This window comes from Serratia surfactantfaciens, from assembly GCF_001642805.2.
In the GTDB taxonomy this organism is placed as follows: domain Bacteria; phylum Pseudomonadota; class Gammaproteobacteria; order Enterobacterales; family Enterobacteriaceae; genus Serratia; species Serratia surfactantfaciens.
The window spans coordinates 473,784-496,062 of the sequence record NZ_CP016948.1; the positions used below are offsets into that span (position 1 = coordinate 473,784).

The 22,279-nt window shown below is 59.8% G+C and carries 16 protein-coding genes; 7 read left to right on the plus strand and 9 right to left on the minus strand.

What is annotated here, in order from left to right; genetic code table 11:
* Positions 1 to 19: 19 nt before the first annotated feature.
* The 6 genes from ATE40_RS02210 to pigA all read right to left on the minus strand — a co-directional run bounded on the left by ATE40_RS02210 (position 20) and on the right by pigA (position 12,205).
* On the minus strand, positions 20 to 1,036 hold the full coding sequence (locus tag ATE40_RS02210; RefSeq protein WP_063918862.1) for a methyltransferase: 1,017 nt from the start codon (positions 1,034 to 1,036) through the stop codon (positions 20 to 22).
* A gap of 10 nt (positions 1,037 to 1,046) precedes the next feature.
* Positions 1,047 to 3,608, minus strand: coding sequence for a prodigiosin MAP biosynthesis aminotransferase PigE (gene pigE / locus ATE40_RS02215; RefSeq protein ID WP_019454142.1), 2,562 nt, complete (start codon positions 3,606 to 3,608; stop codon positions 1,047 to 1,049).
* Positions 3,605 to 6,208: a prodigiosin MAP biosynthesis protein PigD gene (gene pigD, locus ATE40_RS02220; protein ID WP_019454141.1), complete on the minus strand. Its 2,604-nt coding sequence runs from the start codon at positions 6,206 to 6,208 to the stop codon at positions 3,605 to 3,607. The genes pigE and pigD overlap by 4 nt, the downstream gene beginning before the upstream one ends.
* A gap of 170 nt (positions 6,209 to 6,378) precedes the next feature.
* Positions 6,379 to 9,045: a prodigiosin ligase PigC gene (gene pigC, locus ATE40_RS02225; protein ID WP_019454140.1), complete on the minus strand. Its 2,667-nt coding sequence runs from the start codon at positions 9,043 to 9,045 to the stop codon at positions 6,379 to 6,381.
* Positions 9,042 to 11,051, minus strand: coding sequence for a prodigiosin MAP biosynthesis oxidoreductase PigB (pigB, locus tag ATE40_RS02230; RefSeq protein WP_244889064.1), 2,010 nt, complete (start codon positions 11,049 to 11,051; stop codon positions 9,042 to 9,044). Before pigB ends, pigC begins: the two co-directional genes overlap by 4 nt.
* Positions 11,048 to 12,205, minus strand: coding sequence for a prodigiosin MBC biosynthesis dehydrogenase PigA (gene pigA, locus ATE40_RS02235; RefSeq protein WP_063918864.1), 1,158 nt, complete (start codon positions 12,203 to 12,205; stop codon positions 11,048 to 11,050). The genes pigB and pigA overlap by 4 nt, the downstream gene beginning before the upstream one ends.
* A gap of 406 nt (positions 12,206 to 12,611) precedes the next feature.
* Between pigA and cueR the strand changes: the two genes are divergently transcribed.
* Positions 12,612 to 13,013: a Cu(I)-responsive transcriptional regulator gene (cueR, locus tag ATE40_RS02240; protein WP_019454137.1), complete on the plus strand. Its 402-nt coding sequence runs from the start codon at positions 12,612 to 12,614 to the stop codon at positions 13,011 to 13,013.
* Here cueR and ATE40_RS02245 read toward each other — a convergent pair.
* The 3 genes from ATE40_RS02245 to allS all read right to left on the minus strand — a co-directional run bounded on the left by ATE40_RS02245 (position 13,010) and on the right by allS (position 15,366).
* On the minus strand, positions 13,010 to 13,471 hold the full coding sequence (locus tag ATE40_RS02245) for an NfeD family protein (RefSeq protein WP_019454136.1): 462 nt from the start codon (positions 13,469 to 13,471) through the stop codon (positions 13,010 to 13,012). The two genes, cueR and ATE40_RS02245, sit on opposite strands and share 4 nt — an antisense overlap.
* A gap of 2 nt (positions 13,472 to 13,473) precedes the next feature.
* Positions 13,474 to 14,379, minus strand: coding sequence for an SPFH domain-containing protein (locus tag ATE40_RS02250; RefSeq protein WP_004940203.1), 906 nt, complete (start codon positions 14,377 to 14,379; stop codon positions 13,474 to 13,476).
* A gap of 72 nt (positions 14,380 to 14,451) precedes the next feature.
* Positions 14,452 to 15,366, minus strand: coding sequence for an HTH-type transcriptional activator AllS (allS, locus tag ATE40_RS02255; RefSeq protein ID WP_019454135.1), 915 nt, complete (start codon positions 15,364 to 15,366; stop codon positions 14,452 to 14,454).
* Between the two features lie 354 nt (positions 15,367 to 15,720).
* On the opposite strand from allS, the gene ATE40_RS02260 reads away from it, so the two are divergent.
* The 6 genes from ATE40_RS02260 (at position 15,721) to ATE40_RS02285 (ending at position 22,184) form a co-directional block, all read left to right on the plus strand.
* Positions 15,721 to 16,206, plus strand: a complete 486-nt coding sequence (locus ATE40_RS02260) for an ureidoglycolate lyase (protein ID WP_063918865.1) — start codon at positions 15,721 to 15,723, stop codon at positions 16,204 to 16,206.
* Between the two features lie 70 nt (positions 16,207 to 16,276).
* Positions 16,277 to 17,092, plus strand: coding sequence for an HTH-type transcriptional repressor AllR (allR, locus tag ATE40_RS02265; protein WP_015376892.1), 816 nt, complete (start codon positions 16,277 to 16,279; stop codon positions 17,090 to 17,092).
* Positions 17,093 to 17,211: 119 nt separating this feature from the next.
* Positions 17,212 to 18,993, plus strand: a complete 1,782-nt coding sequence (gene gcl / locus ATE40_RS02270; RefSeq protein WP_063918866.1) for a glyoxylate carboligase — start codon at positions 17,212 to 17,214, stop codon at positions 18,991 to 18,993.
* An 11-nt stretch (positions 18,994 to 19,004) separates the two neighbouring features.
* Positions 19,005 to 19,784: a hydroxypyruvate isomerase gene (gene hyi / locus ATE40_RS02275; protein ID WP_019454133.1), complete on the plus strand. Its 780-nt coding sequence runs from the start codon at positions 19,005 to 19,007 to the stop codon at positions 19,782 to 19,784.
* A gap of 10 nt (positions 19,785 to 19,794) precedes the next feature.
* A complete protein-coding gene (glxR, locus tag ATE40_RS02280; protein ID WP_063918867.1) occupies positions 19,795 to 20,676 on the plus strand; it encodes a 2-hydroxy-3-oxopropionate reductase in 882 nt (293 codons plus the stop codon).
* Between the two features lie 254 nt (positions 20,677 to 20,930).
* Positions 20,931 to 22,184 (plus strand): MFS transporter, encoded by a 1,254-nt coding sequence (locus tag ATE40_RS02285; RefSeq protein ID WP_232094001.1) that lies wholly within the window; start codon positions 20,931 to 20,933, stop codon positions 22,182 to 22,184.
* Positions 22,185 to 22,279: the final 95 nt, after the last annotated feature.

Here is a 22,279-nt window from a genome sequence, read left to right on the forward strand (position 1 = left end):
AGCTCCCGTTGCTAACTGGTTATTTTTCGCCGACGATCAGGGTGCGTGGGCCGGCTATTTTCATGATGCGCGCGTTGCTGAACCCCGCCAGACGGAACCTGTCCAGGTATTCCTGCGCGCTGCTCTCTATGCCACCGTCGGTGGAGACCAGCATGTTCAGCGACAGCAGGGCGGTAAATTCCGGCCCTGATTTGTCTTCGTTCAGCGGCGTTTCGGAAGCGATGAAGCGGCTGCCGGCCGGCATCGCCCGATAGATGTTGCGCAGGATGGTCAGTTGGGTTTCCGGGGCGTAGTCGTGCAGCATCCATCCCAGGTGGATCAGGTCATAGCCGCCGATCGGCAGATCGCCGCTGATGACATCGCCCTCCACGACGTCAATGCGTTCGCCATAGCCTTGCAGCGTCAGCTTGTCGCGCAAAAACGCCGAGGCTTGCGGCAGTTCGCAGATCGCCAGTGCGATCCCCGGATAAGCGTCGGCGATCGCCATCGGCAGGCTGCCGATCCCGCTGCCGATATCCAAAAACGCACGGTGTTGCGAGAAGTCGTAATCGCGAACAAAGCCGGCGATAAAGGGCGCGGCGAATTTACCGAGAAACTCCTGGAAGTCCGCCACGTCGTCCGGATTTTGGTACAGGATGTCGAACCAACTGCGGTCATCGCCGAATACCGTGCGGCGCTGGTGGGCATCGTTTCGCACCGCCGTTTTCAGCTCGCCCCACAGCGGATACAGGAAGGTATCGATGTGGCGGCCCAGCCATCCCAGCCACTGCGGTTCGTCGCTCAACAGAAAAGCCCGGTGGGCGGCGGGCAGATGATAAAGGCCGTCTCGTTGGTCGAGATACCCCATGGCCCGCAGCGCGATGAGCAACTGCTCGGTCGAACGCGCCGGGCAGTCAAGCCGCGCGGCAATGTGCGCCGCGTCGGCGTCCCGATCGCGCAGCTGATCGAACAGCTTCAGCGCCAGCGCGGCGGTCAGCGCCTTGGCCTGGAAAAAGCCCATCATCTGATTGACGGCATCTTGCTTGGTTAAAGGCATTGCTGGCTCCCTAGTCTAAAAAGGTGGAGAGTTCCTCGCACACCGTGGCAAAGGCGCCGACGAAACGGTCGATCTCGGCTTTGCTGATGATGAGCGGGGGTTGAATACGGATCACCGTCGAGCTGTTGGCGGTAATGAAGGTCAGGATCTTGTGGTCCTGGCACAGCTTGGTGACGAATTTCATGCAGAACATTTCGCCGAGCGCCTGTTCCATGCGATCCATCGCCGCCCGCAGATGGGCTTGCACCGGATCGGGCAAGAATTTCCAGGTGGTGTGCCAATCGCCCGGCAGCCGGGTGGCGAATTCGCGGGCGGAGGCGTTGACCGCGCCGGTGAACGCCTGGTCGAACTGGATCCCCAGCATCAGGCCGCGGCCGCGCACCTCGCTGACGAACGGATAGCGGGCGGCGATCTCGCTCAGTGCCTGCTTAAAGTAGGCGCCCATCCGTTCGGCATGGCCGACCAAATCCTGCGCCAGGATCTCGCGCAGCGCGCTGAGGGCGACAACTGAGGCGAGGTTGCCGCCGCCGTAGGTGGAGCTGTGCACCAGGAAGCGATCCGCCGTGCCATAGGCTTTTTGCCAAAGATCGGCTCGGCACAGCGTGGCGCCGATGGGGATCAGGCCGCCGGACAGGGATTTCGACAGCATCAGCACGTCCGGCTCGATACCGTCCCATTCGCAGGCGAAAAGTTTGCCGGTGCGCCCAAGCCCGGTTTGCACTTCGTCCACCATCAGCAGCACACCGGTCTCGCGGCAGAGCTGCTGCACCGCCTGCAGGTAACCGGCGGGCGGGATATGCACGCCGCCTTCGCCCTGGATCGGTTCGATCATCAGCGCGCCGACGTCTTCACGGTTCAGCGCTTCCCGCAGCGCGGCGAGATCGCCGAACGGCACTTCCACCATTGCGTCCAGCAGCGGTGTGAAATAGCGGCGGTGTTTGTCTCGTCCGGTGATGGACAACGCGCCCAGCGTTTTACCGTGGTAACTGTTGCGCAGATAGGCGATGCCCGGCTTGCCCGTCGAGGCCTTGGCGATCTTCATCGCGGCTTCGACGGCTTCGGTGCCGGAGTTGCTGAAGAACACCCGGCCCATATTGCCCGGCGCCAGACGACAGAGCACTTCGGCCAACTTGGCGGTCTGTTCGGGAATGGAAATGTATTGAATGAAGTTGGGACCTTGAGCGTCGAGGTAGTTTTTCAGCGCGTTGACCACTGGCTGCGGGTTGTGGCCCAGGTTTAGGCACCCGTAGCCCGCCACCATGTCCAGGAAAGCCTCGCCCGCATCGTCATACAACTGGGTGCCGGCGGCGCGGCGGAAAACGTTGTCGCAGCGCTGCAACTTAAGGAAGTCCACCATCATGGGGTTGATGTATTGATGATAGCGGTCGAGGGTGTCTTCCCTGGCGGGCGTTTGGGCGATGACCGCGTCGATAAACGCCAGGCGCGATGCGGGCAGCGCCGCATCAGCCGATTCCCCGGCATAGATGTCATGGTGGTAGTAGCGCTTGAGATTGGTCACGCTCTGCCGATCGATGCGCTCGCCGTACGAGGCCAGCGGATAGGCGAAGAACCCGTGGCGCTCGGCGATTTCACCGATCTCCAGCACTTTTTCCGGCGCCAGATAGCGGCCCAGCGAAAAGTTTTCCCGCCGGTTTTCCAGCGCCAGCACAATGGTTTCCGCCATGCAGCCGTTCAATTGTTGCTTGATGGTGACGTTGAGCGATTCTCCACCCAACTTGACCGCATCGGTGGCGGTGACGCAGCCGCCGTCGATGATCAGAATGTCATCCCGCGCCGGGCGCGTTTCCGAAGCGATATCCCGCGGCAGCGCCACGTCGATGAAGATCGAGCCGGGTTGCAGTCTGGCGGGGTCGATCACGCCGCCGGCGGAGGTCGCGGCGGCAAACAGTTTGCAGCGCGGGTAGAGATCTTCGGGATCGCTGGTCAGGGTGACGCGCGAGTGATACTCCTCGGGCAAATGGCTGAGCAGTTCGCTGCGATCATGGTTGCCGGCGCGGTGCAGCAAATGGAGAGAGAAACCGTGCGCCAGCAGCAGACGGCTTAGCGCCAGGCAGATCGATCCCGGATAGCCGACGATGGCGACGGGTTCCTCCTCCGGGCGGATTTCCAGCCAGGACTGGATCTGCATCAAGGCCTTGTAGCCGGCGTAGGTGGTCAGAGAGTTGCCGGAGGTGACCGGTACCGGCGACTTTTCCGCAGTGGCTTCGCCGCGTCGCCCAACGATAGAGGTAAAACCGCCGAGACCGACCAGTTCGGCGCCATCGCCGGCCAGCTCTTCGATGCCTTGGACCACCCTGGCGGCGATACCGCGTGCGTCGGCCAGCATTTCATCCGCCACCAGCGGCATGTATTTGATCACCCCTTCGCAAGTGGCGCCGGTCGCCGAGGTGATCCTGGCGAAGTTCATAAAGGGAACCAGGTTTTGTCGTTCCCACAGTTCACGCGTATAGCCGCTGTGCTGCTCGGTCGAGTTGCGTTGCAGCAGATCGAGCATTTTGACGTAACGTTTCAACCCCAGCGAGGTGGGATGAGCGATGAATCCGAATTTCATGAGGTGGCTTCCTGTGTAGGATCTTGGTCGAAGGCGGTGCTGGTCGATTCGGGCTGTTGGGCCGCCCAGGCTTTGCGCTCCTGCAGGGCGTCGTGGTCGCTCGGATCGCGCTGCCAGCCTTTGGCAGTGGCCAGCGAGATACCGTCGCCTTCATTGTTGTGCCCCAGCACCACGGAGAACAGATTGAGTCGGTGCGGCGTGGTCAGCGCCTGGCGAATGACGTCTTCGTCGAAATGCGTAAGCGTTTTGCTCTGGATATGGAAGTTATTGACCGTTTGTTCGACGTCCGGCTGTTCGACGTTCACCAACCGCATTTGCCGCGAGGTGCGATTGAACAGAATGCGTTCCTGATAGGTATTGATGACGGACAGCCCGCCGTTGCATAAATAGAAGACGGTGATGCTTTTATTCAGCAACTGCGGATGGGTGAGAATGTTGTCGATAAAAGCCGGCAGGATGTCCGGTACGATCCCTTTAGCACCGTCGCCGATAAACGCCATCACGTGGCTTGGGCTGGTGTAAGCCAGGTAGCCGGTGGCCAGCAGAGCGTCGCCCATCAGGGCGCGGCCATACCAGCCGGAAAAGCCGCGGCGCGTTTTAGCGACGTTGCGCGCGGCGGAGATGCCGCACCGGCCGACGTCATATACGCCGGTAAAATCGAACCCCTCCGTTTCGATCAGTTCTTCAATCACTCGGTTCAACTGGCAGAAGAAGTAGTTGGCCGACATGGGCAGACTGGGAAGCTGGCTGACCACGTCGGAAGGCGAATCGAGATAGGCGGCGATCAGCGCGCGGCGTCTTTCCCGCAATGCCGGATCGACGTCGAGATGCGCTTTCACCGTGCGCAGGAACGCCAGACAGTTCATATGCAGGTGCAGATCGGCATAGGGCGACAGATGGCGCTCATCGTGCGTGACCTGCACCAGGTGAACCTTGCGTTCCAGCCTGCCGTCGGAGAAGGGGGTGGTGATCTGAGCGACGCGGCTTTTGATCATAAACAGGCTCTGCTCGCTCATGGCGTTGAGCTTGTCGTTGGTGTGCAGGAAGTTGTAGACGCGCGGGCTGTAGCCGTAAATCGCCAGGGTGCCCAGGTAGTGGGGATTGCGCCGACCCTGATAATATTTCGGCGCCGAGCCTGGATGGGCCAACGAGTCCACCAGGGCGATGCCGGCGGCGTCGGCGATGTCATGGATCAGGGCGTATTCGTCGTCGCTGACCGGGCCCAGCTGCCACACCAGCCGTTCCGGCCCGCGGTTGATCAGCGCTATCGCCTGTGCCAGGCTTTCGCTCATCGGCAGCGGATCGTCCGCCGACAGAACCGGGATCGGCGAGGGATCGCAGACGGCGCCCTCCAGCGACAGGGTCGACTCAAGCACGTTTTGCGTCGCCAGAATCACCACCGGCCCCTGGCCTTGATGATAAAGGCGGAAGGCTTCCGTCAAACCGGTGCCGATCGTTTCGACGTCATCGATATAAACGAACGGGATGCGGCGGGCGACAAGTACTTCACGCATGTCTTCCGTCGGCGTCAGCGTTCCCTGGAAGCTGTACCATTGATTGTCGCGGTTTTCCGCCGCGACGATGATGCCCTGGGCGGCGGTTTCCTTGAGGTTGGCCAGCGTACCCTTGAATTCATCCATCATCCCGGAGGTCACTACGCCGAGGAACGGCATGCGATACAGCTGCCAGTTGGCCATGGCGCCGCAGGCGATGGCGTGTTCGTTAGGTCCGCGCAGGATCAGCGCGCCGCGCGCCTCCGCATGCCGATCCAGATAGCCGATCAGATTGGAGATGATCGACCCGGTGTAATAGGACACCAGCCAGCGTTCGGCGGCGGTACGCTCGAAAAATTGAATCAGCTGCTCACCCAACGTGTTGTGCAGCGCCAGCGCGCCGATCGGCTTGACCCGGCGGTTGGTGTAGTTCATCTCGAAGAAGTCCATCCACAGGCACAACAGCTCGGTTTGGAAGATCGCCGGATCTTCGCTGCGCACGATTTCGCGGTATTGCTGCGGCAGGTAGCGGAAGGGCGATCGCAGCTGGCGAATGAACGCAACGGTGGAGAAGGTGGTGTAAAACGCGGGAATGCCGCTGCGCTGCAAGGCGCTGTAAAAGGCGTCCAGATCGCGATCGATCTGTTCGATGCTGTCATCGACGCCGGCCGGCGTGGTCTGATCGTAGAACAGCATGCCCAAATGAAATTCGGGACGCTGTTCCAGCGCATGGGTATAGATGATCTTGCCGGTGGCCTCTGCCAGGCTGGCGCATTGGATGATGCGAACGTTGATAGCCTTGTTTTGGCCTTTGAGAAAGTGCAACGCCTTTTCGCGCGCGGCCAGATAAAGCGAGTCCGCCGCCAGATCCAACAGTTTCAGCGGCATTTCGGACTGGATATGCACGCGGTTGAAAACATAATCGCGGATATCGTTCAGTACGCTGAGTCCGGTTTGGAAAAACGCCGGGTTGCGCGTCACCACCACCACGCCGACCGTCAGGGTATCGGGATCTGCGTCGGTGCGGCAGGCCTGGCGCTCCGCTTGCCACACTTGCTCGTAGGCGGCGGAGTTGGTGAGTCTTGCTTGTCCTGTCAGGGTCGTCATGATGAGTTCCTTGTGCAGCCAAAATGGAGTGACGGCTTCAGCCAGGCGGGCAAATTCGGCACGACAAAGCCCGCGACGGTCTCTGCAGGCGGCGGTTGCCGCGCGCATCACCTTCGTTGAATTGTGCTGTTTTCAGGCGGATGGTTTACCTTCGCCGGATGTGGTGCTGACTAGCCATCGGCACGTTCTCCGCGTTGAATAATGACCGTCCCGCTGTCGCCGTCGAGAATCAAGGTGTCGCCGCTGTTGATCAACTGGGTGGCGTTCTTGAGATTGACCGCCGCGGGGATGCCGAATTCGCGTGCGACGATGCAGCTGTGGGACAGCGCAGAGCCGATATCGGTGACGATGCCCGCCGCCAGCGCGAAGAGCGGGGTCCAGCTGGCGTCGGTAAAGCGCGCTACCAGGATTTCGTTGGGCTGCAGCTCGCCGGCCTGCGCCAGCAGATCGGTGATGACGCGCGCTTTCGCCACCACTTTGCCGGGGCTGGCCGCCAGGCCGGACAGCATGCCGGCGGCGTTTTCCGCCGTGGGGGCTTTCATCCTGGGCTGATACCCCCCGACGATCGCCATCGGCGGTTCTTCCGCATGCAGGTTCAGCAGATGCTGGTGGCGATTGCGCTCGATCAGATCGGCGGCGAACGCCTCCTGTGCCGACTGTTCCCCCGCCATAAACGCGCGGAAGCGCTCGAAGTCCACATAGGGCAGATCGGCCTGTTTGACCAGGCCTTGTGCCTCCAGGCGCCGCAGCACTTCCAACATGATGCGGCGGTAGAACCAGGTTTCGGTGACGAAGGTTGGCCGGGTCGCTTCGCGGCGTTCGGCCATCACGCCATACAGTTTGGTGATGAACTTCAGCTTCATCCGGCCAAACCAGGGCATCGCTTTAAGCAGCGTCGCGCTGTCTTCATGGCGCAGCCGCTCTGTTTCCCGCAGTTTCGTGTGCAGATCCACCGGATGTTGCAGATACATTTTCATCACTTGCAGCAGGTAGCTGGGATCGTCGTTCCAGCGCGGAAGACTCAATTCGAACTCCTGACGGCCACGGGCGCCGAACTCGAATAGGAAGGCGCTGAAATCGCTTTGCCAGAAGGCGCGCGATTCGGGATCGGTGGGCAGGACGGTGACCAGTTCCTGTGCGCTGTGTCGCTCGAACAGGGCCTTCAACGCCGGTTGACGATTGACCGTCTCCACCAGGCTGAGAATGCCCAGCGTGACTTCGATGGTGCGCAGGTTGTTCATCGACGCCTTGATGCGATTTTGCAATCCGTTGCCGCGGCCTTTGAGGTAACGTTCGCAGGTCAGCGCCAGCGCATCGTAGAGCGCGAACGACTGAAGGAAGAAGGGCATATAGGCGGCGCAGCTGTCGAGGAAGTAACCGTCGATGCGGCTGAGTTCCCGCTCCAGCTCCTGATGCGTCATGGTGGTCAGATCCAGCGCCAGAAAGCGGCGCGTCTCGCGCTGGCGCAGGGCGATCATGGCATCGACGGTCGCGCCGGCGCTGCGCAGGTTATGCTTCTGCTGTTTCAGCCAATGCCAGGCGCTCTTGAGATAAGCCCATCCCTGTACGCCGGGGCCATAGGGGTTTTTGTACCCGCTGAAATCGATATCGGTGGTGGCGTAGCGGGTCGTGAACTTCATTTCGTCGCGGGTGGGCGGGCATTGGCGGAGCATGTAGGCCGATCCGGAGATATTCAGATAGACGTAGCCTTGCAAATACCCCATATAAATCTGCCAATTGCCGATATCCGCCAGCCCCATGGTTTTGATCGCCGGGCCATGAATATGCTTTTGGTAGAACTGGCAAAACGACAGCCCCAGCGGCGTCATCAAGCCGGTGACGATCTCGCCGGTGTCCATTCGGGAGAAAAAGGCCCGTTCCTTGATCGTCGGATCGCTTTCCCACGGGTTGGCGTAAAGCATCTGAACCGGTTTGGCCTGCGAGGTGATCGGCCGCGCCTGCAGGAGCCACACGCGATCGTCTTTCACCGCCCATTCGATATCCAGTTCCGCGCCGTAAATCATCCGCGTTTGCCTGGCCAGCCTGGCAAGCTGTTGCAGCTGTTCCGGGGTTAGGCTGGGGGCGTCTCGCCTGGCTTCGGGCGTTTGCAGCAGCGTAACCTGTCCCTGAGGATCGCGTTGGCAATAGTGCGGTTTGTGACGAATTTGCCGCTCGCGGATCTCGCCGCTCGCCTTATCCAAAATGAAGCTGTCGGTGGTGACCTGTCCGGAGACCACGCCTTCCCCCAGCCCCCAGCAGCTGTCGATGACGATGTGGTTGGCATCGCCTGTCAGCGGATCTTGGGTAAACATGACGCCGGCGGCGTCTGCATCCACCATGATTTGCAAGACGACGGCGATATCGCTCTGCGCCGCCGATGTCCGGCTATACTGGGCGGCGCGTTCCGCCCAGAGCGACGCCCAGCAGGATTGCACCTTGCGCACCACCTCGTCATCCCCGCGCACGTGCAGGTAAGTGTCGTATTGCCCGGCGAAAGAGTGGGTCAGGCCGTCTTCTTCCAGCGCTGAAGAGCGCACGGCGAGCGAGGCGCCGTCGCCCAACTGTTTGCAGGCGTGACGGATCGCCAGATCGAGCGGGGCGGGGATGGCGGCGCTCAAAATCATATCGCGCACGTTGCCCGGCGCACCCGTGTCGAGCAGCGCTCCCGGCACGGCGAACTCGATAAACTGCCGGTAAGCCTGCGCGGTGATGCAAAACGCCGGCGGTACCGGCAAGCCCGCCTGAATCAAATGATTCAACGAATGGGCTTTGCCGCCCAGGCGATGGGGTTCCAGCGTTTTATCGCCGGAAAGTTCAACCACCAGGGTAGGATTCATGACATCACCTCCGCAGGCGTAACGGGCATTGCGAGGCGTTCTCTCACCGCTTTGGCGGCGTTCAGCCCGGCTAACACCGCGCTTTCGATATTACCGATGCCCACGCTGTCCTGATTGGCGAAGTGAATATTCTCAAACGGCCTGCTGGCCTGGTGAAACACGCCCTGAGCCTGTTGTCCGGCGACCGAGGTCACCAGACCCGCGGGCCAGAACCAGATTTGAATGTCTTCAATGATGTCGGCGTCAATGCCCATGTTGCCCAGCACTTTGGCGATTTCGACATAGGTCTGTTGCTGCAGCGCCGGGAACTCGTTCTGCGCGGTGCGACCTTGCCGCTCTGGGCGAGTGGTCGGTTTGAGCAGGGTTAATACCCCGGCTTCCGCGCTGAGGTGATTGTCCATCCAATTGGCGATCAGACAGGTGCCGGCTTTGCTCCAATAGTAAGGTGTGCGGGTGTTTTCCGGCTCGATCAGATAGCCGCCGAACGAGTGTTCGAGGATCGGTTTTTTCAACAGCACGTTCGCCAGGTAGTAATCTTCATGGCGGATCTGACGGATCGCCGCCAATTGCTCTTTGGGCAGTGTGGGCAACCAGGTGGGCAAATGCGTTTTGGGGGCAGCCCAGATCACTTGTTTGGCTCTGATTTCGCTGGCCGCGCCATTGACGCTGAACCGGATCACCGTTTCGTCGCCGCCGGGTGTGATGCTTTGAAGCTGTACGCGGCTTTGCAGCCTGACGTTGTTTTGCTCCTCAAGATAGTCGAGCAGCCCGGCGCTGATGCTGCCGTTACCGCCCGGCAGCGTGACCAGATTGCCGCGTAAATACCCCACCAGGAAGTGCAATCCGACATAGGCGGAGACTTCGCGAATATCGAGACATTCCACGCGCAGCGTGGTGCTGACGGCATTCTCTACCAGCTTGCCGAATTTTCTCGGCGGCCGCAGATCCGCCGGGATCTGATCCAGTTTGTGCGGTTCGAACAGATAAGTGTACAGCGGGATAGTGTCGAGCAGCGCCATATTCGCTTTGCTCCAGGCGCTCTGCGGCGTCCAGGGCAGGCTGGGGTACCGCTCGCCGCGCGGCGAGAAGGTATCGAGGAAGGCGTACAGATCGGCAAAGATCGGATCGCCCAGCTGTTTTGCCGCGATAACATAAGGTTTACCGATCAAGGCATGCAGGAATAGTTGTCCCGTCAGGCGCCAGACGGCGGGTTTCAGCAGGTAGACCGGCTGTTTGAAAAAACCAACGACGACTTCACCCAGGCATCGGAGCAGCAAGAAGGTGTCGAAAAACACCAGCGTGTCCTTTTCATTGGACTTGTAGGCGCCGCTCAGACCGATTTTCTTCAGCAGTTGCAACATGAACGAACCCGGCAATGGCTCCTGGAAGCAGACGCCGGCGATGGGAAACTTCAGACGATTCACCGCGTGGTAGCGCGCGTTGCCGCCAAAGGAAGCGCTTTTTTCCAGCACCAGAACCCGGCGTTCGGTCAGTTCGCTGGCCGCGGCCAAACCGGAGACGCCGCCGCCGATGATCACCACGTCATACTCGCCGTCCAGCGTGGGGGTTACCGAGCCGCCTGACGCCGGCGTGGAAAAGTCGCGCGTGGGGAACGTGCGCGGCTTGGGTTTGCGGTGGTGTTGTTGCCGCAGCATGTACAGCGCCGCCATCGCGAAAATCGCATCGAGCAATATGACCTGCGGCTGGGCGCGGTGCAGGATCGTGACAAATCCCGCCATCATCAGCAGCTGGCAGTAGATGATCAATGTCGTCCAACGCGGGTTGAACATCAAGACCGCACCGGAGACAAACAGCGCCACGCCGATCAGCGCGTTAACCGCTGTACCCTGCGCCGCCAGCCAAGCCGTCACCCCGGCGTACCAGGTGCCCTGGTTCGCCACGGCCGCCTGCTGCAGAATATCGGCGACGTTTTCCAACTGAGGGAAGGCTTTCGCCAGGCCGGCCAACATATAGAGCACGGCAAAAACGCGTTGAACGATCATCATGCGACTCCCCGCAGACCCAGCTTGCGGGCGACAATTTCTTTTTGTATCTCGTTGGTGCCGGAGAAGATCCGGCTGGGGATCACGTTCAGCAAGTGGCGCACCAGACCGAGTTCTTGATCCATGCCGGCTCCGCCGAAGATTTGAATCGCGTCCAGCGCGGACTGCACGGCATATTCGGAAATCAACAGTTTGCTCATGGCGATGTCGATCTCGGCGTCCTGGCCCCGATCGTGTTTCCAACAGGCGCGGTAGAGCATTAGCCGACACTGTTCCAGACGCAGTTTCATCTCGATGATGCGGTTGGAGACGGACTGAAATTGGCCGATCGCTTTGCCGAATTGTCGGCGTTGTTTGGCGTAGTCCAGCGCGCTGTCGAGCACGCGCTCCATTGCGCCGATAAACAGAGCCGACAGGCAGCCCTTTTCCCAGATCATTGAATCGTGGAAGATGGCGCCGCCGGCGCCCGGCATGCCGAGCCGTTGGGCCTCTGGAATGAAGACGTCGTTGAAGGTCAGTTCGCTCCACGGGCAGTTGGAGAGGCAATCTTTCGGGCTGACGGCGCCTACGTTTAAGCCTGGCATCCCTTTCTCGAGCACAAATGCGGACACGCCCATAAAGCCATGTTCGGGATGGGTTTTCGCATAGACGATGAAGATGTCGGCAATCGGCGCGTTGGTGATGAAAATTTTGTTTCCGTTGAGCCGGTAGCCGCCTTCACAGGGTTGAGCGGTTGATTTCATGGCATAAATATCGGAACCGGCGTCCGGCTCCGTCGCCGCATTCGCCGCGATCAGTTTTCCGGCCGCCAACGCTTCGAGATACTGCGCTTTTAATGCTTCGGAACCGAAGCGGGAAAGCGGGATCACGCAGGCGCACAGATGAGCGCAGAGCGAAAAGGACATGCCGATGTCGCGGCTGCCTTTACCCAGCGCCTCAATCATCAGCGCAGTATCGAGCGCGCTAATGCCCAATCCGCCGAACGCGGTCGCCACGGGGGCTCGGGTAAAGCCATAGGCGGCGGCTTGTCGCCACAAATCCAGGCTTAATACCTGCCGTGAAAGCCGATCATGCGCATCCTGATCCAGCACCTCGCGGGCAAAACGCTGAGCGGATTCGCTTAGAGCCTGCTGCTCGCTTGATAAGTTAAAATCCATGACGAACTCCGCCATCGGGTTGAGAGATTAAATTAGCTAATATTTCTAGTTTGGAGGTGGCCAAAACTCAAACAGGCGAAGTAATGGTAAATGTAAATAAATGTTTATTTATGTGGTTTATTATTACAATTTTGTTAATTTGTGTTTTTATTTTGTTGTTTTAATTGTGTTTTATTTTGTGTTATTTATACACAAAAATTTACATATAATAAAAATCTTAATTTGATCAAATTTTAATAGGTTAGATTGTCTATTGTTTTTTGATGAATACTTTGCAAGTGAAGTATCTATCTTTTGGCTGTGGCTATCGGTTTCTCATCGCTATCGACGGTAGGGCGTTGAGGCTTGGTGAGTGGCGTAAAGCGGCTTAAGATAGGAGGTGAGCAGGAGCATTCCGGAGGAAAAAATGAATATTAGCGACGTCGCGAAAAAAACCGGTTTAACCAGCAAGACGATTCGTTTTTACGAAGAGAAAGCGCTGATTACCGCCCCGATTCGCAGCGACAACGGTTACCGCCACTATTCCGCCAGGCATGTCGAAGAGTTGACGCTGCTGCGCCAGGCGCGGCAGGTGGGCTTCAACCTGGACGAGTGCCGCGAGCTGGTGGCATTATTCAACGATCCGGCTCGCCACAGCGCCGACGTGAAGGCGCGCACGCTGCAGAAGGTGGCGGAGATCGAAAAGCACATCAGCGAACTGGGTGAAATGCGCCAGCGTCTGCTTACGCTGGCGGAACAATGCCCGGGTGACGAGGGAGCCGAGTGCCCCATCATCAATAATCTGGCGGGGTGTTGCCGTTCGAATTAACGGTTGATGGCGCGGATCACCAGCGTGACGCCTTCCACTGCCACCACTTCCACCTCGGTGCCGGCGGGCAGATCTTCCGCCGCCTGCGCACGCCAACTGCTGTCGCCGATATTGATGCGCCCCATGCCGTTGTGCATCGGCTCCGTCAGCGTGGCGCGGGTGCCGATCAACTGCCGGTTGCGCTGGTTGAGCACCGGCGAACCGCCGGATGCGGCCGCCGGGCGCCGGCGCAGCCAGTACCACCACAGGTAGGCGACGACGACGGTCAGGACGGCGAAGATCACGCCCTGCCATTCCCAGGTGAGCGTCGGCAGTAGCCAGATCAAGGCGCCGACCAACAGCGCCGCCACGCCGCTCCACAGCAGGTAGCCACCGGCGCCGAGCATTTCCGCCGCCAGCAACAGGCCCCCGAGGGAGAGCCAGAACCACAGCGGATTCGCCGCGATCAGTTCGAGCATGATTATTTGCCTTTGCTTTCTTTCAGCAGTTCGGTAATGCCGCCGATCGAGCCGAGCAGGCTGCTGGCGTCCAGCGGCATCATCACCACCTTGCTGTTGTTGGAGGAACCGATCTTCTGCAGCGCGTCGGTGTATTTCTGCGCCACGAAGTAGTTCACCGCCTGAATGTTGCCGCTGGCGATGGCGTCGGACACCAGCTGGGTAGCGCGCGCCTCGGCCTCGGCGGCGCGTTCACGCGCTTCCGCCTGCAGGAATGCCGATTGGCGCTCGCCTTCGGCCTTCAGGATCTGCGATTGTTTCTCCCCTTCGGCGCGCAGAATGGCCGCCTGACGCACCCCTTCTGCCTCCAGGATGTCGGCGCGCTTGGTACGCTCGGCCTTCATCTGGGCGTTCATCGAGGCGATCAGTTCCGCCGGTGGGCGCACGTCGCGGATCTCGATACGGGTGATTTTCACCCCCCACGGATTGGTCGCTTCATCGACGATGTGCAGCAGACGGCTGTTGATGCTGTCGCGCTGCGACAGCATTTCGTCCAGTTCCATCGAGCCGAGCACGGTGCGGAAGTTGGTCATGGTCAGGTTGACGATCGCCTGTTCGAGGTTGCTGACCTCGTAGGCGGCGCGCGCCGGGTCGACCACCTGGATAAAGCACACCGCATCGATGGCCACGTTGGCGTTATCGCGGGAAATCACTTCCTGCGAAGGGATGTCCAGCACCTGCTCCATCATATTGATTTTGCGGCCGATGCGGTCCATGAACGGCACCACCAGGTTCAGGCCCGGCATCAGCGTTTTGGTGTAGCGGCCGAAGCGTTCTACCGTCCATTGGAACCCCTGCGGCACAATTTTGACGCCGGCGAACACCACAATCAGTGCGACGACGATCACGATGGGAATAAAAGTAAGCATGCAAACCTCCTGTCAGACATATGTAAACAGATATTACGTCAGCGCCGGAAAAATGCCTACTGATACCGCGACTTAATCCAGGGCGCCGACAAAACCCGCGATCAGCGGATCCCGCGTCTGGAACAGGCTGATAAGGGTGCGCACCGCTTCGCCGCAGCGAGCATCGGACCAGGCCAGCGACAGGGGAGAGGGCTGGCGCGGATATCTGAGCTGCTTGGCCACCAACTCGCCGCTATCAAGATAAGTTTGGCACAGTTGACGCGGAAGGAAACCGATCCCGAGACCGCGCAGATGGCACTCCAGCTTGGTGCGCAGATCCGGCACCTTGATCTCCTGCTGGCCCGACAGCAGCCAGGCGGTGCGCTTGGCCAAATGGCGGGCGGTATCTTCGACGTTGATTGCGGCGTAAGGGCGCAGCTGCGTTTCGCTCAGCGGATCGGCGGCAGCGGCCAGCGGATGCGTCGGCGAAATGGCGAACACCCAATCGATCTTGCCGAGCGGCAGCACCTTGATGCTGTTTTCCAGCGATTCATTGCCCGCCGCGCCGATCGCCAGATGGCAATCCTCATTCAGCAGTGCGTCCCACACGCCCATGTACACCTGGCGGGAAATGTGGAATTGGGTGAACGGGTATTTGTCGTGCAGGTGAGTCAGCAGCCTGGCCACGGCGGCGGCGTCGTACAGCAGGTTGTTGATCACGATATTCACCTGATGCTCTACGCCGTCGTTGATTTGCCGCAGTTCGCCCGGCATGGCGTCCAGCCAGGTGTGCCATTGGCGGCAGCGCTCCAGCAAATACTCCCCGGCCGGCGTCAGGTTGACGGTGCGGGTGGTGCGGATAAACAGCTGCGTGCCGATGCTCTCTTCCAGCGTTTTAATGCGGTAGCTGATGGTGGCGGTGGTTTTGTGCAGCAACTCTGCCGCGCGCGAGAAGCTTTGGCACTCGGCAACTTTGATAAACGAACGAATGGTTTCGTGATCCAGCATGTGGGGTCCTTGGCTGACACCGCCTTTTCGGTTATCGGTGAGAAGAATCTACTTGATGTTGCGGCGCGATAGGCAGTGGCAAAGCCCAACCCCACGATCCCGGTCACAGAATCACCGGATAGCGATGAACATACGCAGCCCTATTATTGTCGATAGTGGATCAGGTGGTTTTTTAATTCATTGATTTCAAGCAATTAATATGGTCTGCCGATCGTGAAATGTGCGGGTGATCTTGTTATGGAAAAATTTTCCAAAAAATTGCTGTCAAATTCGCCATGCGCTGTCTAGAGTGAAGGCGTTGGGTGAAATATCGCCGTTTAATCGTCGTCTGGGTCATGCGCTTTGGAGAATCACATGGATTTAGTCATCGAAGAATTAACGCCGGCGGCCTTTGCGCCTTATGGCGACGTATTGCAGATAGAGGGCTCGCGTTTCTTTCATATCAATGACGGGAAAACCGAGCGTTATCACGATCTCGCCAAGATTGAGGTGTCGGACGGCAACCGGGTGCTGGCCAGCATCAACCGGGCAGAACCCTGCGAGCTGCCGATGACCTTTTCCCTGTTGGAAAAGCATCCGCTCTCGTCACAGGCCTTTGTGCCGATGAACGGCGAACGCTTCGTGGTGATCGTCGCCGAACCGGGCGAAACCATCCCCGTCGGCACGATGCGCGCCTTTATCACCAACGGCAAGCAGGGGATCAACTATCATCGCAACGTCTGGCATCACCCGCTGTTCGCCTATGCGAAAGTCACCGACTTTTTCACCATCGATCGTGCAGGCGCCGACAACTGCGTGGTCAGCCGCTTGCCGGAGCCGTATCGCATAGTTTTGGCATAGCGCTGGCCGCACGCCGCGCAGGGCGTTTATCATAGCGTCAACCATGCCGTCACTGACAAAGGAAGCTTGAATGACCGAATTACGCAGGAAAGGACGACCCGCCACCGAAGCCGGCGCTACCAAAGGGGCACAGGCGTTGGATCGCGGGCTGGAGATCCTCCAGTACCTGGCCAACGCCGGGGGAAGCTCGTCGGTTTCCGTGCTGTCCGAGAAGCTGGAGTTGCCGCTGTCCACCACCTTCAGATTGTTGAAAGTGTTGGAGAAATCGGAATTCGTCTTTCAGGATCCTCAGCTGGGCTGGTGGCATATCGGTATTCAGTCGTTCACCGTCGGCTCCGCCTATATGAACGATCGCGACGTGGTATCGGTGGCTGGGCCGTTCATGCGGCGGCTGATGCTGCTGTCCGGCGAGACCGCCAACCTGGCGATCCGCAACAATTTCGATGCGGTGCTGATTCGCCAATGCGAATGCCAGGCGATGGTGCGCATGTGCGCGCCGCTGGGCAGCCGCTTGCCGCTGCACGCATCGGGCGCCGGCAAGGCGTTGCTGTACCCGCTGGCGGAAGAGGAGATGCTGGATCTGATCGTGCGTTCGGGGCTGCAATCCTACACGCCGAAGACGCTGACCAGCGTGAACCTGCTGCGCAAGGATCTGCATCAGTCGCTGGAGCAGGGCTACACCATCGACGATGAAGAGCACGCGCTGGGCCTGAACTGCCTGGCTTCGGCGATTTTTGATCGCAACAACAACGTGATCGCCGCCATTTCCATTTCCGGGCCCAGTTCGCGGGTCGGCAAGGAGCGGTTCAAAGAGCTGGGTGAACTGGTGGGGGAAGTGGCCAGAGATATCAGCGCCGCGCTGGGTGAATCGCGCAGCAAGGCGTAATCGTCACGCGCCGGGGTGAGCCGGCGCGGAACAAGACTCCCCGTTTGATGAGCAGACGGGTTTTTTTGACGGTATTTTAAAGTTGGAAAAATTTTCCAATAAATTAAGGAGAGCATCACATGGCAATTATGCGAGCGGTAGACGCGGCAATGCACGTGCTGGAAAAAGAAGGGATCACCACCGCGTTCGGCGTGCCCGGCGCGGCGATTAACCCGTTCTACGATGCGATGCGGCGACACGGCGGCATCAAACACTATCTGGCGCGGCACGTGGAAGGGGCATCGCACATGGCGGAAGGCTATACCCGCGCCGCTGCCGGCAATATCGGCGTATGCATCGGCACCTCCGGCCCGGCGGGCACTGACATGATCACCGGCCTTTACTCCGCCTCCGCCGATTCGATTCCGATCCTGTGCATCACCGGCCAGGCGCCGCGCGCGCGTTTGCACAAGGAAGATTTTCAGGCGGTGGACATCGAGTCGATCGCCAAGCCGGTGACCAAGATGGCGGTCACCGTGCAGGAACCGGCGCTGGTGCCGCGGGTGCTGCAGCAGGCGTTTCACCTGATGCGCTCCGGCCGGCCGGGCCCGGTGCTGATCGACCTGCCTTTCGACGTGCAGATGGCGGAGATCGAGTTCGATCCGGATACCTACTCGTCGCTGCCCGCCTATAAGCCGGCGGCCACCCAGGCGCAGATCGACAAAGCGCTGGATCTGTTGTGCGCGGCGAAAAAGCCGCTGATCATCGCCGGCGGCGGCATTCACAACGCCGATGCGGCGGATCTGCTGCAACGGCTGGCGGAGATCTGCAATGTGCCGGTGATCCCGACGCTGATGGGCTGGGGCGCCATTCCGGACGATCACCCGCTTATGGCGGGCATGGCGGGCCTGCAAACCTCGCACCGCTACGGCAATGCCAACCTGCTGGACTCGGATCTGGTGTTCGGCATCGGCAACCGCTGGGCCAACCGCCACACCGGTTCGGTGGACAAGTACACTGCCGGGCGCAAGGTGGTGCATATCGATATCGAGCCGACGCAGATTGGCCGGGTGATCTGCCCGGATCTGGGCATCGTTTCCGACGCGCGCATCGCGCTGCAAATGCTGGTGGACACGGCGCAGCGCCGTTTCGAACGCGGCGAGTTGCCGAATCGCGACGCCTGGTGCGCCGCCTGCCTGCAGCGCAAGCAAACGCTGCTGCGCAAGACCCACTTCGACAACGTGCCGGTCAAGCCGCAGCGGGTGTATGAAGAGATGAACCGCGCCTTCGGCCGCGACGCCTGCTATGTCACCACCATCGGGCTGTCGCAGATCGCCGCCGCGCAAATGCTGCACGTTTTCGAACCGCGTCACTGGATCAATGCCGGTCAGGCCGGCCCGCTGGGTTGGACGCTGCCTGCGGCGCTGGGCGTATGCGCCGCCGATCCGCAGCGCAAGGTGGTCGCGCTGTCGGGCGACTATGATTTCCAGTTCATGATCGAAGAGCTGGCGGTCGGCGCGCAGTTCAAGCTGCCGTATATCCATGTGCTGGTGAACAACGCCTATCTGGGGCTGATCCGTCAGGCGCAGCGCGGGTTCGATATGGATTACTGCGTGCAGCTGTCGTTTGAAAACATCAACAACGCGGAGATTGGCGAGTACGGTGTCGATCATGTCAAGGTGGCGGAAGGCCTGGGTTGCAAGGCGCTGCGGGTGTTTAAGCCGGAAGAGATCGCGCCGGCGTTCCATCAGGCCCAGGAACTGATGCAGCAGCACCGGGTGCCGGTGGTGGTGGAAATCATCCTGGAGCGCGTCACCAATATTTCCATGGGCACCGAGCTGGATAACGTCAACGAGTTCGAACCGGTGGCGGCAACGCCGGAAGACGCCCCGACCTCGGTCAACTTCTTTGATTACCGTTGAGGAACCTTACCATGCCGAAATTTTCAGCCAACCTGTCGATGCTGTTCACTGAAGTCGATTTTATGCAGCGTTTCCGCCGGGCGAAGGAGCAGGGCTTCAGCGCGGTGGAATACATGTTCCCTTACGACTATCCGATCGCGGCGCTGCGCAGCGAACTGGAGGCGCATCGTCTGAGCCAGGTGCTGTTCAACCTGCCGGCCGGCGACTGGGCGGCCGGCGAACGGGGCATCGCCTGCTTGCCGGGGCGCGAAGCGGAGTTCCGCGACGGCGTCGGGCGCGCGATCGAGTATGCGCAGGCGCTGGGCTGCGATCGCATCAACTGCCTGATCGGCAATCCGGATCCTGCCGTCAGCTGCCACACCACTGACGAACGGGTGAAGGAGAATCTGAGCTACGCCGCCGATACCCTGGCGCGGCAAAATATCCGCCTGCTGATCGAACCGATCAACCGCTACGACATGCCGCAGTTCTACCTGCAAACCTCCCGGCAGGCGATCGAACTGATCGAGGCGATCGGCAGCCCCAACCTGTATCTGCAGTACGACCTCTACCACATGCAGCGCATGGAAGGAGAGCTGACGCAGACCCTCGAGCGCCTGCTGGCGAAGATCGACCACATCCAGGTCGCCGACAACCCGGGGCGGCATGAGCCGGGCACCGGTGAAATCAACTGCGAGTTTATCTTCGCGCAGCTGGATCGTATGGGGTATCGCGGCTGGATCGGCTGCGAATACAAACCGCTTACCACCACGGAAAGCGGCCTGTCATGGATTAAAAAATACCTGTCTTGAGGAGATGAAAATGAAAGTGGGATTTATCGGTCTGGGCATCATGGGCGCGCCGATGGCGGAAAAACTGCTGGCGGGCGGGCACACGCTTTACGCCCACACCCGGCACGAGGTGCCGGCAACGTTACTGCAACAGGGGGCCATCGCCTGCCGCGATCCGCAGCAGGTGGCAGATGAGACGGACGTGATCTTCATCATGGTGCCGGATACGCCGCAGGTGGAGGAGGTGCTGTTCGGTGAACGCGGCTGCGCCGCCGGCAAGCTGAACGGCAAAGTGGTGGTGGACATGAGCTCCATTTCACCGCTGGAGACCAAAGTATTCGCGCAGCGCATCAACCAGCTGGGCGCCCAGTACCTGGACGCGCCGGTTTCCGGCGGCGAAGTGGGCGCCAAACAGGGCACGCTGACCATCATGGTGGGCGGCGAGGAAGCGACCTTCGAACGGGTGAAGCCGCTGCTGGCGCTGATGGGCAAGAACATCACGCTGATCGGCGGCAACGGCGACGGGCAAACCTGTAAGGTCGCCAATCAGATCATCGTGGCGCTGACCATTGAAGCGGTCAGTGAAGCGTTGGTGTTCGCCTCGCGCGCCGGCGCCGATCCGGCCCGGGTACGTGAAGCCCTGATGGGCGGCTTCGCCTCGTCGCGTATCCTCGAGGTGCACGGCGAGCGGATGATCAAGCGGGCGTTCGCGCCGGGGTTCCGCATCTCGCTGCACCAGAAGGATCTCAACCTGGCGCTGCAGGGCGCGAAGGCGCTGGCGCTCAGCCTGCCGAACACCGCCACCTGCCAGGAGCTGTTCAACGTCTGCGCCGCCAATGGCGACGGCGAACTGGATCACTCCGCGCTGGTGCGGGCGCTGGAAATCATGGGCAACCACCGGGTAGCCGGCTAAGGCGCCCGCCGGCATTTAATTTGCCGGCTTATCATTAGAATCAGAGATGTTCGACATTAATAACGCCCTCTTTATGATAAATAAAGAGGGTCCCCGCCAATCCAATAAAAATGATTCAGCACAATAAAAAGTAAAAAGCAGGATGCCAACCCAAGGAGATACTGAATATGGCAACCGATAATGCTGTTATTGATAAAGATATTCTTACCGTCCCTGACAAAAGTCGTTTATATCGAAAAATCGCCTGGCGCATTATGCCCATTCTATTAGTGAGCTATATCGTCGGTTATCTCGATCGGGTGGGGATTTCGTTTTCGAAATTCCAAATGATGCCCGATATTCTGAACGGCAACGTCTCGATGGCCGAAGCCGTTTACGGACTGGGGGCCGGGGTATTTTTCATCGGCTACATCATCGCCGGGGTGCCCAGCAATATTCTGCTGAGCCGCTACGGCGCCAGAAAGATTATCGCGCTGCTGATGGTGGTGTGGGGGGCGATATCGATGCTGAGCATCTTCATCACCAACCCCTGGCAATTCTACCTGGCGCGTTTTCTGCTGGGGCTGGCGGAAGCCGGCTTTTACCCCGGCGTGATCCTCTACCTGACGCTGTGGTTCCCCTCCAGCCAGCGGGCCAAGATGACGGCGCTGTTCGTGTGCGGCATCCCGGTCAGCAACATCATCGGCGGCCCGCTGTGCGGCTGGATCATCGAACACATGAACGGCCTGATGAACCTCTCCGGCTGGCAGTGGCTGTTCTTTATCAGCGGCCCGCGCGCGCTGTTGATCGCCATCGTCATTTTTTGCTTCCTGGATAATACCTATCAGAGCGCCAAGTGGCTCAGCCCGCAGGAGAAGGCGCTGATCAAGGAGGATATGGAGCAGAGCGCGCCGCGTCAGGGCGCCGCCGGCGGGCAGGAGTGGACGATGAAAAGCATGCTGAGGTCGTCCGCGTTCACCAAAATGTGGCTGATTTGCTTCTGTACGGTGATGGGGCAAGGCGGGCTGGCGTTTTGGGTGCCCACCATCATTCGCGACACCGGCGTGACCTCGGTGATGGATATCGGGCTGCTGACCATGCTGCCGTACATGCTGGCGGTGGTGGCGATGCTGGTGGCCGCGCGCAGTTCGGACAAGCATCGCGAGCGGCGCTGGCACATTATCGTGCCGTTCTGCATCGCGGCGGTGTCGCTGATCTTTATCGGCCTGTTCCCGGACAACAAGCATGTGGTGATGGCGGCGCTGTGCGTGGCGGTGGCCTCGAGCCTGGTGCCGTCGCCGCTGTTCTGGAGCTTGCCGAATGCCATCTTTACCGGCACCTGCGCCGCAGCGGGCATCGCGCTCATCAATTCCATCGCCAATATCGGCGGATTTATTTCGCCTTACATCATCGGCTATTTCAAACAGCTGACCCACAGCAATTTGGCGGCGATGTGCGTTTTGTCGGCGATGATGATCGTGGGCGCATTATTAACCTACAGCGTGCCGGCGAAATGGGTCAACAAATAACACTTTCCTTCATCTTAATTAAATAGTCGGCAACAGTTTTATTTTATTTCGCCATGCGTTTCTCCTCTGATTAATTCAGCGGGGGAAGGCATGGC